This is a genomic window from Buttiauxella agrestis (assembly GCF_900446255.1).
GTDB classification, from domain to species: domain Bacteria; phylum Pseudomonadota; class Gammaproteobacteria; order Enterobacterales; family Enterobacteriaceae; genus Buttiauxella; species Buttiauxella agrestis.
The window spans coordinates 3,016,910-3,031,103 of the sequence record NZ_UIGI01000001.1; the positions used below are offsets into that span (position 1 = coordinate 3,016,910).

14 protein-coding genes are annotated in these 14,194 nt (G+C 53.7%); 8 read left to right on the forward strand and 6 right to left on the reverse strand.

Annotation, left to right across the window (positions count from 1 at the left end; all coding sequences use genetic code 11):
- Nucleotides 1-15 precede the first annotated feature (15 nt).
- The 5 genes from DY231_RS14355 (at nt 16) to DY231_RS14375 (ending at nt 5,452) form a co-directional block, all read left to right on the forward strand.
- On the forward strand, nt 16-675 hold the full coding sequence (locus DY231_RS14355; protein WP_115629322.1) for a TVP38/TMEM64 family protein: 660 nt from the start codon (nt 16-18) through the stop codon (nt 673-675).
- 10 nt (nt 676-685) lie between these two features.
- Nucleotides 686-1,861: an ABC transporter substrate-binding protein gene (locus DY231_RS14360; RefSeq protein WP_172588699.1), complete on the forward strand. Its 1,176-nt coding sequence runs from the start codon at nt 686-688 to the stop codon at nt 1,859-1,861.
- Nucleotides 1,858-3,426, forward strand: coding sequence for an ABC transporter permease (locus DY231_RS14365; RefSeq protein ID WP_115629325.1), 1,569 nt, complete (start codon nt 1,858-1,860; stop codon nt 3,424-3,426). The genes DY231_RS14360 and DY231_RS14365 overlap by 4 nt, the downstream gene beginning before the upstream one ends.
- Complete coding sequence (locus DY231_RS14370; protein WP_115629327.1) at nt 3,426-4,064, forward strand: ATP-binding cassette domain-containing protein; 639 nt, start codon at nt 3,426-3,428, stop codon at nt 4,062-4,064. Before DY231_RS14365 ends, DY231_RS14370 begins: the two co-directional genes overlap by 1 nt.
- A 92-nt stretch (nt 4,065-4,156) precedes the next feature.
- On the forward strand, nt 4,157-5,452 hold the full coding sequence (locus DY231_RS14375) for a rhodanese-like domain-containing protein (protein ID WP_115629330.1): 1,296 nt from the start codon (nt 4,157-4,159) through the stop codon (nt 5,450-5,452).
- A gap of 53 nt (nt 5,453-5,505) precedes the next feature.
- On the opposite strand, the gene DY231_RS14380 is transcribed toward DY231_RS14375, so the two are convergent.
- Nucleotides 5,506-6,126, reverse strand: a complete 621-nt coding sequence (locus DY231_RS14380) for a CDP-alcohol phosphatidyltransferase family protein (RefSeq protein WP_115629332.1) — start codon at nt 6,124-6,126, stop codon at nt 5,506-5,508.
- Complete coding sequence (locus DY231_RS14385) at nt 6,119-6,697, reverse strand: carboxymuconolactone decarboxylase family protein (protein ID WP_370511331.1); 579 nt, start codon at nt 6,695-6,697, stop codon at nt 6,119-6,121. The genes DY231_RS14380 and DY231_RS14385 overlap by 8 nt, the downstream gene beginning before the upstream one ends.
- A gap of 73 nt (nt 6,698-6,770) precedes the next feature.
- On the opposite strand from DY231_RS14385, the gene DY231_RS14390 reads away from it, so the two are divergent.
- Nucleotides 6,771-7,178, forward strand: a complete 408-nt coding sequence (locus DY231_RS14390) for a pyrimidine (deoxy)nucleoside triphosphate diphosphatase (protein ID WP_115629335.1) — start codon at nt 6,771-6,773, stop codon at nt 7,176-7,178.
- On the opposite strand, the gene DY231_RS14395 is transcribed toward DY231_RS14390, so the two are convergent.
- From DY231_RS14395 to DY231_RS14410, 4 genes are all read right to left on the reverse strand, one after another.
- Nucleotides 7,144-7,425 carry a YnjH family protein gene (locus DY231_RS14395; RefSeq protein ID WP_115629338.1) on the reverse strand — a complete coding sequence of 94 codons (282 nt, stop codon included), beginning with the start codon at nt 7,423-7,425 and terminating at the stop codon, nt 7,144-7,146. The genes DY231_RS14390 and DY231_RS14395 overlap by 35 nt on opposite strands.
- The gene (locus DY231_RS14400; RefSeq protein WP_115629341.1) at nt 7,352-9,340 is read right to left on the reverse strand and encodes a DNA topoisomerase III; all 1,989 of its coding nucleotides are present in this window, start codon (nt 9,338-9,340) and stop codon (nt 7,352-7,354) included. Before DY231_RS14400 ends, DY231_RS14395 begins: the two co-directional genes overlap by 74 nt.
- A 4-nt stretch (nt 9,341-9,344) precedes the next feature.
- Nucleotides 9,345-10,388 (reverse strand): selenide, water dikinase SelD, encoded by a 1,044-nt coding sequence (gene selD / locus DY231_RS14405; protein WP_115629344.1) that lies wholly within the window; start codon nt 10,386-10,388, stop codon nt 9,345-9,347.
- Nucleotides 10,389-10,506: 118 nt separating this feature from the next.
- Entirely contained in the window at nt 10,507-11,058 is a 552-nt protein-coding gene (locus tag DY231_RS14410) for an NAD(P)H nitroreductase (protein WP_115629347.1), read from the reverse strand.
- Between the two features lie 159 nt (nt 11,059-11,217).
- Between DY231_RS14410 and sppA the strand changes: the two genes are divergently transcribed.
- Together sppA and ansA are read left to right on the forward strand one after the other, a co-directional pair.
- On the forward strand, nt 11,218-13,068 hold the full coding sequence (sppA, locus tag DY231_RS14415) for a signal peptide peptidase SppA (protein ID WP_115629349.1): 1,851 nt from the start codon (nt 11,218-11,220) through the stop codon (nt 13,066-13,068).
- A 101-nt stretch (nt 13,069-13,169) separates the two neighbouring features.
- Entirely contained in the window at nt 13,170-14,186 is a 1,017-nt protein-coding gene (gene ansA, locus DY231_RS14420) for an asparaginase (protein WP_115629352.1), read from the forward strand.
- The last annotated feature ends 8 nt before the right edge of the window (nt 14,187-14,194 follow it).

Consider the following 14,194-nt stretch of genomic DNA (forward strand, 5'->3'; position numbering starts at 1 on the left):
AGAACACCACATCCCATGCGTAAGTTACTGTTTGCCACGCTGGTTGTGGTTTTCGTTCTCCTCATTATCTATTTGCCGCCGGGAAGTCTGGCGGCCCTGCAACACTATCAAGCGCAATTCTCAGCCTGGCATCATCAGCATCCGCTGCAAACGGCGTTTGCCTTCTTCGTGATTTATGTCCTCATCACTACACTTTCGATCCCCGGTGCCACGTTGTTAACGCTGCTGGCTGGCTCGCAATTTGGTTTGATTCAGGGCACGGTTCTGGTTGCTTTGGCGGCGACCTGTGGCGCAACACTTGCCATGCTGATTAGCCGTTATCTGTTACGTCATTGGGTACAGCAACGTTTTGCGGCTCCCATGTCGGCCATAAATCGTGGGATGGAACGCGAAGGTTTGTACTATCTTTTTGCTTTACGTCTGACGCCGGTTTTCCCGTTCTTTTTGATCAATTTGCTGATGGGCCTGACGTCGGTCAACACTCTGCGTTATTTTGCCGTTAGCCTTGTCGGGATGCTGCCAGCGATTGTGGTTTATCTCAACGCCGGACGCGAACTGAGCCAGCTTCGAACACTGAGCGATATTCTTTCCCCCGGCATGATGCTGATGTTTATTTTGCTGGGTTTATTGCCACTGGTTTCACGCCGGATAGTCCGCCTGCTCCGAAAATCATAAGGATTCCATTTTGCGTCTTTTAACACTTTTGCTGTCGCTGGTTGCGGTCAGTTTCGCGGCTTTTGCACAGCCTGACAACTGGAACAGTCTGCGTCAGCAAGCCAATGGCCAGACCGTTTATTTCAACGCCTGGGGCGGTGATCCGGCGGTAAACCGTTATCTCGACTGGGTTGCCGGTGAAATGAAACAGCAGTATGGCGTGACGGTAAAAGTGGTGCGCCTTGCCGATGCTGCTGATGCGGTAAAGCGTATTCAGAGCGAAGATGCCGCCGGGCGCAAAACCAGGGGTTCGGTCGATTTACTGTGGGTGAATGGCGAAAATTTCCGCACCCTGAAACAGGCTGGATTGCTGAAAGAAGGCTGGGCGTGGGAGTTACCCAACTGGCGCTACGTCGATCAGAGAAAACCCGTGCGCGAAGATTTTTCACAGCCGACTGACGGTGCCGAAGCACCGTGGGGCAGCGCGCAATTAATGCTCATTGGCAATGTGCAGCCCAACGTGAAATTCCCGCGCAACGCTGATGAACTACTGGCATTTGCCAAAGCGCACCCGGGTAAACTGAGTTACCCTCGCCCGCCCGATTTCACCGGCACCGCGTTTATCGAACAGCTATTAATTGTGCTGACTCACGATCGACAAGCGTTGCGTATCCCGCCGGACGCAGCGACGTTCCAGCAGGTGACGGCTCCGCTGTGGGATTACCTGGATAAGCTGCATCCGCTGTTATGGCGTGAGGGCAAAACATTCCCGCCAACGCCTGCACGCATGGATCGCATGCTGGCCGACGGCGAACTGCTGTTCTCCGTGACGTTCAACCCCTCGCATGTCGACAATTTAATCGACCGCAAACAACTGCCAAAAACAGCCCAGGCGTTTGGATTTGAGCAAGGCATGTTGGGGAACGTCCATTTTGTGACGATCCCAGCTAATGCCAATGCGCAGGCGGGCGCGCAAGTGCTGGCTAACTTCCTGATGTCGCCAGAGGCGCAAATTCGTAAAGCCAACCCGGCAATCTGGGGCGATGCGACGGTGCTTGATAGTTCGACACTGCCACAACCGTTGCGTGAACAACTCGATGCTCAAAAGCCTGTCCACCAGCATAGCGTGCCTTATCTGGCTGAACCGCACGCCGCCTGGGTAGAGGCTCTGGAAAAAGAGTGGTTGCAGCGTTACGGGGCTAAATGAGCCATCGTCTCTTAGCAAACCTTGCTGTGGCGTGCGTTTTTGCACCGCTGCTACCGGGTTTAGCTATGATGACAAAGCCGCTGCTTATGCCCGAAATATGGCAGGCGTTGTGGACGGATAACCAATGGCCGCAGGCGCTGCTGGCGACGCTAAATTCAACTCTGATTAGCGTCGTGGGGGCGCTGGTGCTGTGTTTGATTCTGCTTTGCGGGCTTTGGCCTGGCGTTCGCTGGCAACGTTACACCGCGCAACTGCCGCTCCTGTTAGCCTTGCCTCACGTTGCCTTCGCCAGCGGTTTTCTGTTGCTGTTTGCCGATAACGGCTGGCTGGCACGCTTGTGTGGCGTGTCATTTCATCTTGATGAATTTGGTGTAGGGCTGGGCATATTGCTGGCGCTCAAAGAGAGCTGGTTTTTGTTATGGATTGCCAGCACGCAGCTCCACCACACGACGCTGTCCCAACAACTCACCGTGGCGCAAAGCCTGGGTTATGGCCCGCTGCAAAGCCGCATTCGGGTTATTGTTCCGCAGCTTTTACCGCGCCTGAAGTGGGCGGTATTAGCGGTTGTGGCCTACAGCCTTTCGGTGATTGATGTCGCGATGATTCTTGGCCCGGCAAACCCGCCAACGCTCGCGGTTCTTGCCTGGCAGTGGCTTAACGATGCCGACCCGCAACGCGTGGCAATGGGGATGTTAACGTCCCTGCTGATGTTGGTAATGTTGATCGTTTTTATTGTCGTTGGCTACGGGCTCTGGATGTTCATTCGCCGCGCTTTAGGGCAATTTTCCGGCAGGCGCCATCAATCTGGTATTCAGCCGCTGGCTTCGGGTGCCGGTTTTATGATGAGCGCAACGGGCATGGCGGCCATCGCAATACTGGTAGTTTGGTCATTCGCCGACGGCTGGTTCTACCCTTCGCTATTTCCCGATGGACTTGCGTTTTCTGGCTGGCAAGCAGCTGAGTTATCGTCGTTAACTACCACACTGCTAATCGCGCTGGCGAGTAGCTTACTCGGTTTGCTGGTGGTGATTCTTTGGCTGGAAGGTGGAAACTCGCGCTTTGATATGTGGCTGGTTCTACCGTTGTTTTTACCCGCGCTGCCGCTGGTCGCCGGGCAATATCGAATGTTGTTAGTGCTTGATCAAGATGGTCATTGGCCCGGTGTTATCTGGAGTCATTTGCTGTGGGTGGTGCCGTATATGTTATTAGTGGCACGCCCCGCCTGGCAGCAGTTTGACAGGCGGTTGCTTATCACCGCGCAGACTTTTGGCTGGTCGAGATGGAAGATTTTATGCCGGGTTAAACTGCCGATTTTAGTTCGCCCGCTGCTGGCCGCTTTTGCCGTTGGGTTCTCAGTCAGTGTCGCGCAGTATTTACCCACGCTCTATGCGGGTGCCGGGCGTTTTTCCACCGTCACCACTCAGGCGGTGGCCTTAAGCAGCGGCGGCGACCCACAACAGCAGGCGATTCAGGCGTTGCTGCAAATGCTGCTTCCGGCAATGATGTTTATCGCTACACTCCAGGTTAGCCGCCTGGTGAGTCATTATCGACAAGGGTTACGCTGATGCTCAATGTTCAGAACTGTTCGATTTCTAATGCATCGCACTCGCTGATTAATGAGCTGAATTTTACCGTTTCTCCGGGCGAAGTGCTGACGCTAATGGGGCCGTCGGGCGCGGGGAAGTCGACGTTTTTAAGCTGGATGATTGGCGCATTGTCGGCTGAATTTCGCGTGTCAGGTGAGCTTTGGCTTAACCAAAAACGCCGCGATACTTTACCTACTGAACGGCGAAACATTGGCATTCTGTTTCAGGATGCATTGCTGTTTGCTCATCTGAACGTTGGGCAGAACCTGGCGATGGCGATTCCTGAGGCGATTAAAGATCGTAAGCTGCGCCAGCATTGCGTTGAAGAAGCCCTGGCAAACGCACAACTCGCGAATTTTGCCCGGCGCGACCCGGCAACACTTTCCGGTGGGGAACGGGCGCGCATTAGCGTGCTGCGGGCTTTGTTGGCAAAACCAGAAGCGCTGCTGCTCGACGAACCTTTTTCACGTTTAGATCAGACCTTACGCGAGCAATTTCGCCAGTTTGTCTGGCAACAAGTCGAGCAAATGGACATTCCGGTGGTGCTGGTCACGCATGACCCGCAGGATATTCCCGCTGGCGGAAAAATAATCACGATCAATAGTTCCCCCTGCTAATTCGTCATACATATTCATGCGTTACCGCAAAGAATAGCCGTCGCTATTAGGCAAAAATAGCGGCTCTTTTTTTCTCTCTTTCAGGTTATAAGATGAAACGTGTTTCTCAACTAACCGCCGCCTTGATGTTATCCGGGTTGGCGCACATGGCAACCGCGGCAGAAATGCCATCCCAGATGACTTTATCCACTCTTCAAGCGCAGCACGGCGTGGTTATTGATACACGTCTAAGTGCCTTTTATAACGGCTGGCCACAAACCATTTCCAGTGTCGGTGGCCACGAGCCTGCCGCTCTGAATTTATCGGCCAGTTGGTTAGACATGATGAATGACGAGCAACTGCAATTGTGGGCAAAACAGCACGCGATTAAACCTGACAGCCTGATTGCTCTGTATGGCAATGATGATGAGACAAAAGCGGTGAAAACACGCTTGTCTAAGCTGGGCTATCAGCATGTTGCACTGCTTTCAGATGCTCTCCAGCAACCTGCTCGTTTGCAGAAAATGGCTCACTTCGAGCAGTTGGTTTACCCGCAGTGGCTGCACAATCTGATGCAGAATAAACCTGTCGTGGCAAAACCGGCCGGTGAAGTGAAAATTATTGAAGCCGCCTGGGGCGCGCCAAAACAATATCTGCTAAGTCACATTCCAGGTGCGGATTACATTGATACCAATGACATCGAAAGCGAGCCGTTATGGAACAAAGTTTCTGACGACAAGCTGAAAGCATTGATGGCAAAACACGGTATTCGTCACGATACCACCGTGATTATGTACGGGCGTGATGTCTACGCTGCGGCACGTGTCGCACAAATTCTGCTGTATGCAGGCGTGAAAGATGTGCGTTTGCTCGATGGCGGCTGGCAGAGTTGGTCTGATGCCAAATTGCCTGTCGAACGCGGCTTGCCAAACGATGTAAAACCCGCACCTGACTTCGGCGCAACCATTCCAGGCCAGCCACAACTGATGCTCGACACCGAGCAGGCTCGTGGCCTGTTAGGTCGTAAAGACGCGTCTTTAGTGAGCATCCGTTCCTGGCCGGAATTTATCGGTATCACCAGCGGCTATAGCTACATTAAGCCAAAAGGTGAAATTGCCGGTGCGCGTTGGGGCCATGCGGGTTCCGACTCCACGCATATGGAAGATTTCCACAATCCAGATGGCACTATGCGTTCGGCTGATGATATTGCCGCGATGTGGAAAAGCTGGAACATTACGCCGGATCAGCACGTTGCGTTTTATTGCGGCACCGGTTGGCGCGCGTCTGAAACCTTCATGTATGCCCGCGCAATGGGCTGGCAGAATGTTGGCGTGTACGATGGCGGCTGGTATGAGTGGAGCAGTAATCCGAAGAACCCGGTGGCGACTGGGGAGCGTAAACCGCTGTAATGCCCTCACCCTAACCCTCTCCCCAGGGAGAGGGAATTGAACAGTGGATAACATTAGCGTTTATCCACCCGACTTAACGTCTCATACCCACTCCACACTCGCGTAAATGTGGTCATCCAGCACAGCGCACCAAACACCCACGCAAACCAGACAAACCACTGCGGGAACAGGCAACTCAGGACAAAGAGCGCGATAGTCTCCGTGCCTTCCGTCAGGCCACCGAGATAGTAAAACGATTTGTGCGCGTAGCCGGGGTTATCAAGATGATGCTTTTGCGCCACCGCAGCAAACGCCAGGAAACTGCTGCCGGTGCCGATAAACGCAAACAGAAGCCAGCCACCGGCTAATGCATTTTGCGCCGGGTCGGCAAGAATAAAGCCAAATGGCACCAGAGCGTAAAACAAAAAATCTAACGAAATATCGAGAAAACCACCGGCATCCGTCAGGCCGCGCCGCCGCGCCAGTGCGCCATCTAAACCATCAAACAGCCGGTTCAACACTATCGCAACCAGGGCTGCGCCATACCATTCCAGCGCTAAAAATGGCAACGCAAGCACACCGATGGCAAAGCCAATTAGCGTCAGCCCATCGGGAGAAGTAGAGGGTTTATCCAGCACCGCCGCAACGCGCTCCAGTGACGGTTTAATCCGTGGATGGAGGTAACTATCAAACATGAGGCTGTTTCCCGGTTGCGCTGACGCATAGCCCTTGCGCCGGAATATCCAGTGCGGCATTAAAGCGGGCGGAGAGATTCTGGAATGCAATCAATGCGGTTAATTCGGTGATGGCCGGGTCGTCATAATGCGTTTTCAGCTCGGCTTTTAGCGCATCACTGATTTGCGGAGGGGTCGCCGTCATCGCATCAGCATAAGCGAGTGCCGCTTGTTCTTTGGCGGTGAACAGCGTCTCGTCACGCCAGTTCGCGACGGCCAGGACTTTGTCCATCGAACCGCTACGCTCTGCCAGCCGCAAGCTATTAGCATCAATGCAAAATTCGCAGCAGCATTGTTGGGAAACACGCGTCATCACCAGGGAGCGCACCACCGGGTCGATTTTCGCCCGCCGTCTTTCGAGAAAGCCCACGAACAGCGCCACCAGCCAGAATAAAAACGGAAAGCGCCCCCACCATCGCGTTGGATTTAGCACCGATCCGAAATGCTTTTGTTGCATTGAAACAATGGGCCGTAAACTGGCAGGTAATTTTTCAAGCGGAGCCACCCAGGGAGCGCTGTTTTTATTCATCATTCGGGAAAATCTTCAGAAAATCTTTGGTGGCGCGTATTATGCCACGCCAATAGGGAAAGAACGGATGAGTATCATGAAAACCATTGATGTCGTTGCGGCAATTATTGAGCGCAACGGTAAGATTTTACTCGCCCGACGCCCGGAAGATGGCGATCAGGCGGGGTTATGGGAATTTCCCGGCGGTAAAGTCGACGCGGGTGAATCACAACCTGAAGCCCTGGCGCGGGAGTTAGAAGAAGAACTGGGGATTAAAGCGGTCATTGGCCATTACATTGCCAGTCATCAGCGGGAAGTTTCCGGGCGAATGATTCATCTGCACGCCTGGCATGTCAGTGAGTTTAGCGGCGAATTAACCGCGCTTTGCCACAGTGAACTGGCCTGGTGTTTACCCGCCGGGGCGTTGGATTACAACCTTGCCCCGGCAGATATTCCGTTACTTGAAGCGTTTATGGTTTTACACGCCGCCAGACTAAAGGATTAGTACTAAGCGTCTTTTCGTCGCGCTGGCATTGCAACAAAATTCCGCCATCGGCTTTCACAACCGCCCCTTCGGTGTAATTTTGATCCTGATAGATACAACACTGGCTGCACGGTGCCGCTCTTTGCCCCTGAGTGCTGAACACTTCCGGCGGCACAGAAATATCAACCTGGGGATCAAGACGCTGCGCCATCCCCGGCAGGCTTATCATCAGCGCCACGGCGGCGGCGAGCAGGCTTTTTAGTTTCATCTTCACTTCCCTCTTTTTTCGCCCATTGCTTACGTGGTTTTTTCTGCTCATCGGGCGCTTTAACGCCTTTGAAGGCATGATGAACCGGTTTGGTTCGCGCCTGGTGAATCAGGTCATATAACGTTTGCACCAGCGGCTGCATGAAATCCTGATAACGGCACTGCTTTTCACTGATTTGCGTCAGCGTCGATTCCCACTGCGCCGTCATATCTGGCCTTGCAGCCAGTTCTGGCAGCGAGTGAATTAACGCCCGCCCGGCATCTGACGAGTGAATATAGCGCCCTTTTTTCACCAGAAACGTTCGTTTGAACAACAGTTCGATGATGCCGGCACGAGTCGCTTCTGTGCCTAATCCGTCCGTTGCGCGCAGGATCTTTTTCAGATCTTTATCCTGCACGAAGCGGGCAATCCCGGTCATTGCCGAAAGCAGCGTTGCATCGGTGAAATGGCGTGGCGGTTGGGTCTGGCGTTCAATCACCTCACCTTTTTCACACAGCAATTCATCCCCTTTGGCAACCACCGGCAGCGGCGTACCATCGTTTTCTTCATCGCGCTCTTTGCCGCCCAACAGCGTGCGCCAGCCTGCTTCGGCCAGGAAACGAGCTTTGGCGTTAAATTTGCCGCCAGCAATATCAAGATCGATGGTGCATTTGCGGAACACCGCATCGGCACAGAACTGCATTAAGTATTGTCGGGCGATCAGGTTGTAAACTTTAGATTCATTTTCAGAAAGCGAAATTTTAGAGCTACGTGCAGTCGGGATAATCGCGTGGTGAGCATCAACTTTTTTGTCATCCCAACAGCGGTTGCGCAGATCGGTATTCAGCGCAGGCTGCGGGAATAAATCAGGCTGGTGCACACTAATCGCATTCAGTACCGCGTGGCGCCCGGCAAAATGTTCATCCGGTAAGTAACGGCTATCCGAGCGCGGGTAAGTGATCAGTTTATGGGTTTCGTACAGTTTCTGGCAGATATCCAGCACGTTCTGTGCACTTAGCCCAAAACGTTTGGCCGCCTCGATTTGCAGGCTGGAGAGCGAAAACGGCAGCGGGGCGACTTCTGATTCCCGTTTATCATTATACGCGGTGACGATCGCCGGTTGCCCGCCGATACGGTTCACCACATGTTCAGCGAGCGGGCGATGCAGCAAGCGCCCCTCTTCGTCCTGATACGGTTCGCAAGATTCGCTTGGTTGCCACGTGGCGACAAATCGTTCATCCGCAGGCGTAACGATGTGCGCTTTGACTTCGAAGAAGTCTTTAGCGACGAAGTTCTCAATTTCTTCGTCGCGACGCACCACCAGCCCGAGAACCGGCGTTTGCACGCGCCCGACGGAGAGCACGCCCTGATAGCCCGCATTACGCCCCAGAATGGTGTAAGCGCGGGTCATGTTGATGCCGTAAAGCCAGTCGGCACGGGCGCGAGCCAGGGCTGAAACACACAGCGGAATAAATTCACTGTTCGCACGCAGGCGACTTATTGCGCGTTCTACCGCCTGCGGGTTGAGATCGTTTATCAGGCAGCGTTGAACCTGCTGACGCTTTTCCGGTGCCAGTTCCAGGTAGTCGAGAACTTCGTCCACCAGCAGTTGCCCTTCGCGATCCGGGTCGCCTGCATGAACCACTTCGTCAGCCTGGACGAGGAGTTTTTTGATGGCATTAAGCTGTTTAGTCACCGACGGGCGCGGCTGCAACTGCCATTTTTCCGGGACAATCGGCAAATCGGCAAGGTTCCAACGCGCGAAACGCGCATCGTAAGCATCCGGCTGGGCCTGTTCGAGCAAGTGGCCGATACACCAGGTAACGACTTGCCCATTACCACACTCAATGAACCCATCGCCACGGCGGTGGGGCTTGGGTAGCACGTCAGCAATAGCGCGAGCGAGACTCGGTTTTTCGGCAATAAACAAACGCATCCGACTAACGAATCTCAATCATCGGGCGGCCCGCGCGTGCGGTTTTTAGCTCGCCAATCGCGGTCAGTTTGATGCCATTTTTTTCGGCGACGGCGGCAACGGCAGCTTCTGCGCTCTCTTCAACGGCCAGCAGCAAGCCGCCAGAGGTTTGCGGGTCACAGAGCAAATCACGCTGCGCCTGGGTCATTTCACCCATCAGGTAGCCGTAGCTGGCAAAGTTGCGCGAAGTACCGCCTGGCACGCAGCCCTGCGCGATGTAGTCTTCGACATTCGGCAATTTAGGGACTTTGTCGAACCAAACTTCGGCCTGAATGCCTGCGCCCTGGCACATTTCGCTGAGATGGCCGAGCAGACCAAAACCGGTGACATCCGTCATGGCGGTGACGCCTTCGATATCGGCAAATTCGGCGCCAGGTTTGTTGAGTTGGCACATGACGTCTGCGGCCAGGCCGTAGTGTTCGGGTTTAAGCAGGGATTTTTTCTCAGCGGTGGTCAGCACGCCAATACCGAGCGGCTTGGTGAGGAACAGTTTGCAACCTGCGGTGGCCGAGCTGTTTTTCTTCACGCGGTCGGTAGGCACAATCCCGGTCACGGCGAGGCCAAAAATAGGCTCTGGTGCGTCAATGGAGTGACCACCCGCCAGAGAAATTCCGGCCTGCTGGCAAACAAAACGCCCACCTTCAATGACTTTACGCGCGATTTCTGGTGCCAGGGTGTTAATCGGCCAGCCAAGAATGGCGATAGCCATAATAGGTTTGCCGCCCATCGCGTAGATATCACTGATCGCGTTAGTGGCAGCAATGCGCCCAAAATCGAAAGGGTCGTCGACGATCGGCATAAAGAAGTCGGTGGTGCTGATGACACAAGTGCCGTTGCCCAGATCGTATACCGCCGCATCATCACTGGTTTCGTTTCCTACCAGCAAGTTAGGGTCGACAAATTTAGCCTGCTCGGATTGCAGAATAGTTTGCAGGACTTTCGGGGAAATTTTGCAGCCGCAACCAGCTCCGTGGCTGTACTGCGTCAAACGAACGGTTTGCTCACTCATGGACTACTCCTGTCATTGGCAATGCCGCTATGGTAACTCTTCGGCCAGGGAGTAGTAAGTATCAGTGTCTGAATTGCGCCATTGCTGGTCACAATCCAGACAGCTTTTATGTGATTGCTTAGAATTTGTGCACAAATGGAGCGATGTCTGGCACGCTGACGGTGGTAGACGCTTTAAGCTGCGGCGTTCCCAGATAGAGGAAACCCACCACTTCGTCTTGCTCACGACACTTGAGCGCGTCACGCACGGCTTCGCTTTCAGTCCAGATTCCTGTGCGCCAGATGCCGTTGTAACCCTGAGCCACTGCCGCCATCTGCATCGCCATAACAGCGCAACCCGCAGAGACCACTTGCTCCCAGACCGGGACTTTGTGATTGTCATCGCAATGCGCGACGACCGCGATAATCATTGGCGCACGGAACGGAGCGGTGCGCGCTTTTTCAATGCCCTTTTCCTCCTGCTCTTCAGCGATGGCAGCCTGTTCCATCACTTTGCTAAAGCGCTCACGCCCTTCGCCTTCGATGATGGTGAAACGCCACGGCTGTAATGTGCCGTGGTCCGGCGCACGCATACCCGCACGAATAATGTTATTCAGGACATCGCCTGCGGGAGCAGGTTCTACCAGGCGGGAAGCGCTGCGACGGTTAAGTAGTAGTTCGAGTGCATCCATTTGAAAACTCCTGTAATGATTTTTAACGGCAAAACTAACACAGCAGGTGAATTTGTTACAGCGCAGGGCAGATTTCCTACTGACTTTCGCCCTGGAGGTATTTAGGATAGCGGTAACTTTGGCTGTCACACGCAGCTTGCCAGAAATAACGGAGTATTCATGCGCACCATTGGGCGATTTGTTGCCGGTTTTTTTAAGTGGACCTGGCGTCTGCTTAACTTTATTCGAGAGTTTATTCTCAACCTGTTTTTAGTGCTGTTGGTTCTGGTCGGCGTTGGCATCTGGATGCAGCTGAACAGCGCTCCAGCCGAGCCTGCGCGGGGTGCGTTGCTGCTGGATATTACTGGTGTGGTGGTCGATAAACCGTCGGTGAGTAATAAGCTGGGCGTGATTGGCCGCCAGTTGCTGGGTGCCAGTTCTGACCGCTTGCAGGAAAACTCGCTGTTTGATGTGGTCGATACCATTCGTCAGGCTAAAGATGACCGCAACATCACCGGAATTGTGCTGGACTTAAAAGAGTTCGCCGGTGGCGATCAGCCTTCGATGCAATATATCGGCAAAGCACTGCGTGAATTCCGCGACAGCGGCAAGCCGGTTTACGCCGTGGGTGACAGCTATAACCAGGGTCAATATTACCTGGCCAGTTTCGCCAATAAAATCTGGCTCTCGCCACAAGGTATGGTGGATTTACACGGTTTTGCGACAAACTCCCTGTATTACAAAACGCTGCTGGATAAGCTGAAAGTCTCCACGCACATCTTCCGCGTCGGCACCTATAAGTCTGCCGTGGAACCGTATATTCGTGACGATATGTCCCCTGCTGCGCGTGAAGCCGATAGCCGCTGGATTGGTGAGCTGTGGCAAAACTATCTCGCGACGATTGCCGCTAACCGCCAGATAACGCCTGATCAGGTATTCCCTGGGGCACAAGGTCTGCTTGATAGCCTGCAAAAACTCGGTGGCGATACGGCGAAATATGCGTTGGATAACAAGCTAGTAGATGAACTGGCCAGCAGCGCCACCATCGATAAAGCCATGGTGAAACAGTTTGGCTGGAACAAAGAAAACAAAGATTTCAGCTACACCAGTATGTATGACTACGTGGTGAAAAAACCGGCTGATAGCGGAGATGCAATTGCTGTCATCATCGCCAATGGCGCAATTATGGATGGCGAGGAAACGCCAGGCCAGGTCGGCGGTGATACCACGGCAATGCAAATTCGCGAAGCGCGTCTTGACCCTAAAGTGAAGGCAATTGTGCTGCGTGTTAACAGCCCTGGCGGCAGCGTTACGGCGTCAGAAGTGATCCGTGATGAACTGGAAGCCGCGCGTGCGGCGGGCAAACCTCTCGTGGTTTCGATGGGCGGAATGGCAGCATCAGGCGGCTACTGGATTTCAACTCCAGCCAATTATATTGTCGCCAGCCCGAACACCCTGACCGGCTCGATTGGTATTTTTGGCGTGATCAATACCGTTGAAAATAGTCTTGATTCGATTGGCGTTCATACTGATGGCGTGGCAACTTCGCCATTAGCGGATGTGGCGGTGACGAAATCGTTACCACCGGAAGTTCAGCAGATGATGCAGTTGACCATCGAAAATGGCTATAAGCGCTTCGTTAACCTGGTGGCGGATTCGCGTAAGAAGACACCGGAGCAAATTGATGCCATCGCGCAAGGTCATGTCTGGACCGGCCAGGATGCGAAAGCGAACGGGCTGGTCGATAGCCTCGGTGATTTCGATGATGCCGTAGCGAAAGCGGCAGAACTGGCGAAGCTGAAAACCTGGCACCTGGATTTCTGGCAGGATGACCCGAGCTTTATCGATATGGTGTTTGATAGCATGAGCGGTTCCGTGCGCGCCATGTTGCCGCAAGCGTTGCAGGCATATTTGCCCGCGCCACTGGCTGAAGCTGCGTTAGCCGTTAAAGCGCAAAACGATAAGTTTGGCACCATGAATGACCCGCAAAACCGTTACGCTTTCTGCCTCACTTGTGGTGATGTGCGATAATTCATAACTTCCAGGGTGGATGAGCGTCGCGCCATCCACCGCTTTTTAAGGCGGGTGACACTTCGTTTACCCGCCCTACATTGCTGATGTGAAACCATTCCATGCAAAAAAAATCCATCTACGTTGCCTATACCGGCGGTACTATCGGTATGCAACGATCTGAACACGGTTACATTCCCGTTTCCGGGCACCTGCAACGCCAGTTGGCGTTGATGCCAGAATTCCACCGCCAGGAAATGCCTGATTTCACCATTCATGAATATCAGCCGCTGATGGACTCCTCGGATATGACCCCCGAGGACTGGCAGCACATCGCCGATGACATCAAAGCGCATTACGACGAGTACGACGGTTTCGTGATTTTGCACGGCACTGACACGATGGCATTCACCGCCTCAGCGCTGTCGTTTATGCTGGAAAATCTGAGCAAGCCCGTGATTGTGACCGGCTCACAGATCCCTTTAGCTGAATTGCGCTCGGACGGGCAGATTAACCTGCTCAACTCGTTGTATGTGGCGGCAAATTTCCCGATTAATGAAGTCACATTGTTCTTTAATAATCGTCTGTATCGCGGCAACCGCACCACCAAAGCGCACGCTGACGGTTTCGACGCATTTGCCTCACCCAATTTGGCACCGTTGCTTGAAGCGGGAATTCACATTCGCCGCCTGAATACGCCACCCGCGCCGCACGGTGATGGAGAACTGATCGTTCACCCGATTACACCGCAGCCGATTGGCGTGGTAACGATTTACCCGGGCATTTCGGCAGATGTAGTCGGTAACTTCTTACGCCAGCCGGTAAAAGCGTTGATATTGCGTTCCTATGGTGTGGGTAATGCGCCACAGCACGGCGCGTTCCTCAAGGAGTTACAAGAAGCCTCTTCACGCGGCATTGTGGTAGTAAACCTCACGCAATGTATGTCCGGTAAAGTGAATATGGGGGGTTATGCCACGGGTAATGCGCTAGCTCAGGCAGGCGTTATCAGCGGCTATGATATGACGGTAGAGGCCACGCTGACTAAACTTCATTATTTGCTTAGCCAGAATCTCGACGTGCAGGCCATACGCGAAGCGATGTCGCTTAACTTACGTGGCGAACTGACTCCAGATGAGTAAGGAGAAAC

Coding starts and splice junctions, on each gene's coding strand:
- ansA (WP_115629352.1), top strand. CDS start 13,170: ATGCAAAAAAAATCCATCTACGTTGCCTATACCGGCGGTACTATCGGT.
- DY231_RS14400 (WP_115629341.1), bottom strand. CDS start 9,340: ATGCGTTTGTTTATTGCCGAAAAACCGAGTCTCGCTCGCGCTATTGCT.
- selD (WP_115629344.1), bottom strand. CDS start 10,388: ATGAGTGAGCAAACCGTTCGTTTGACGCAGTACAGCCACGGAGCTGGT.
- DY231_RS14375 (WP_115629330.1), top strand. CDS start 4,157: ATGAAACGTGTTTCTCAACTAACCGCCGCCTTGATGTTATCCGGGTTG.
- DY231_RS14410 (WP_115629347.1), bottom strand. CDS start 11,058: ATGGATGCACTCGAACTACTACTTAACCGTCGCAGCGCTTCCCGCCTG.
- DY231_RS14370 (WP_115629327.1), top strand. CDS start 3,426: ATGCTCAATGTTCAGAACTGTTCGATTTCTAATGCATCGCACTCGCTG.
- DY231_RS14365 (WP_115629325.1), top strand. CDS start 1,858: ATGAGCCATCGTCTCTTAGCAAACCTTGCTGTGGCGTGCGTTTTTGCA.
- DY231_RS14395 (WP_115629338.1), bottom strand. CDS start 7,425: ATGAAACTAAAAAGCCTGCTCGCCGCCGCCGTGGCGCTGATGATAAGC.
- DY231_RS14385 (WP_370511331.1), bottom strand. CDS start 6,697: ATGATGAATAAAAACAGCGCTCCCTGGGTGGCTCCGCTTGAAAAATTA.
- sppA (WP_115629349.1), top strand. CDS start 11,218: ATGCGCACCATTGGGCGATTTGTTGCCGGTTTTTTTAAGTGGACCTGG.
- DY231_RS14380 (WP_115629332.1), bottom strand. CDS start 6,126: ATGTTTGATAGTTACCTCCATCCACGGATTAAACCGTCACTGGAGCGC.
- DY231_RS14355 (WP_115629322.1), top strand. CDS start 16: ATGCGTAAGTTACTGTTTGCCACGCTGGTTGTGGTTTTCGTTCTCCTC.
- DY231_RS14390 (WP_115629335.1), top strand. CDS start 6,771: ATGAAAACCATTGATGTCGTTGCGGCAATTATTGAGCGCAACGGTAAG.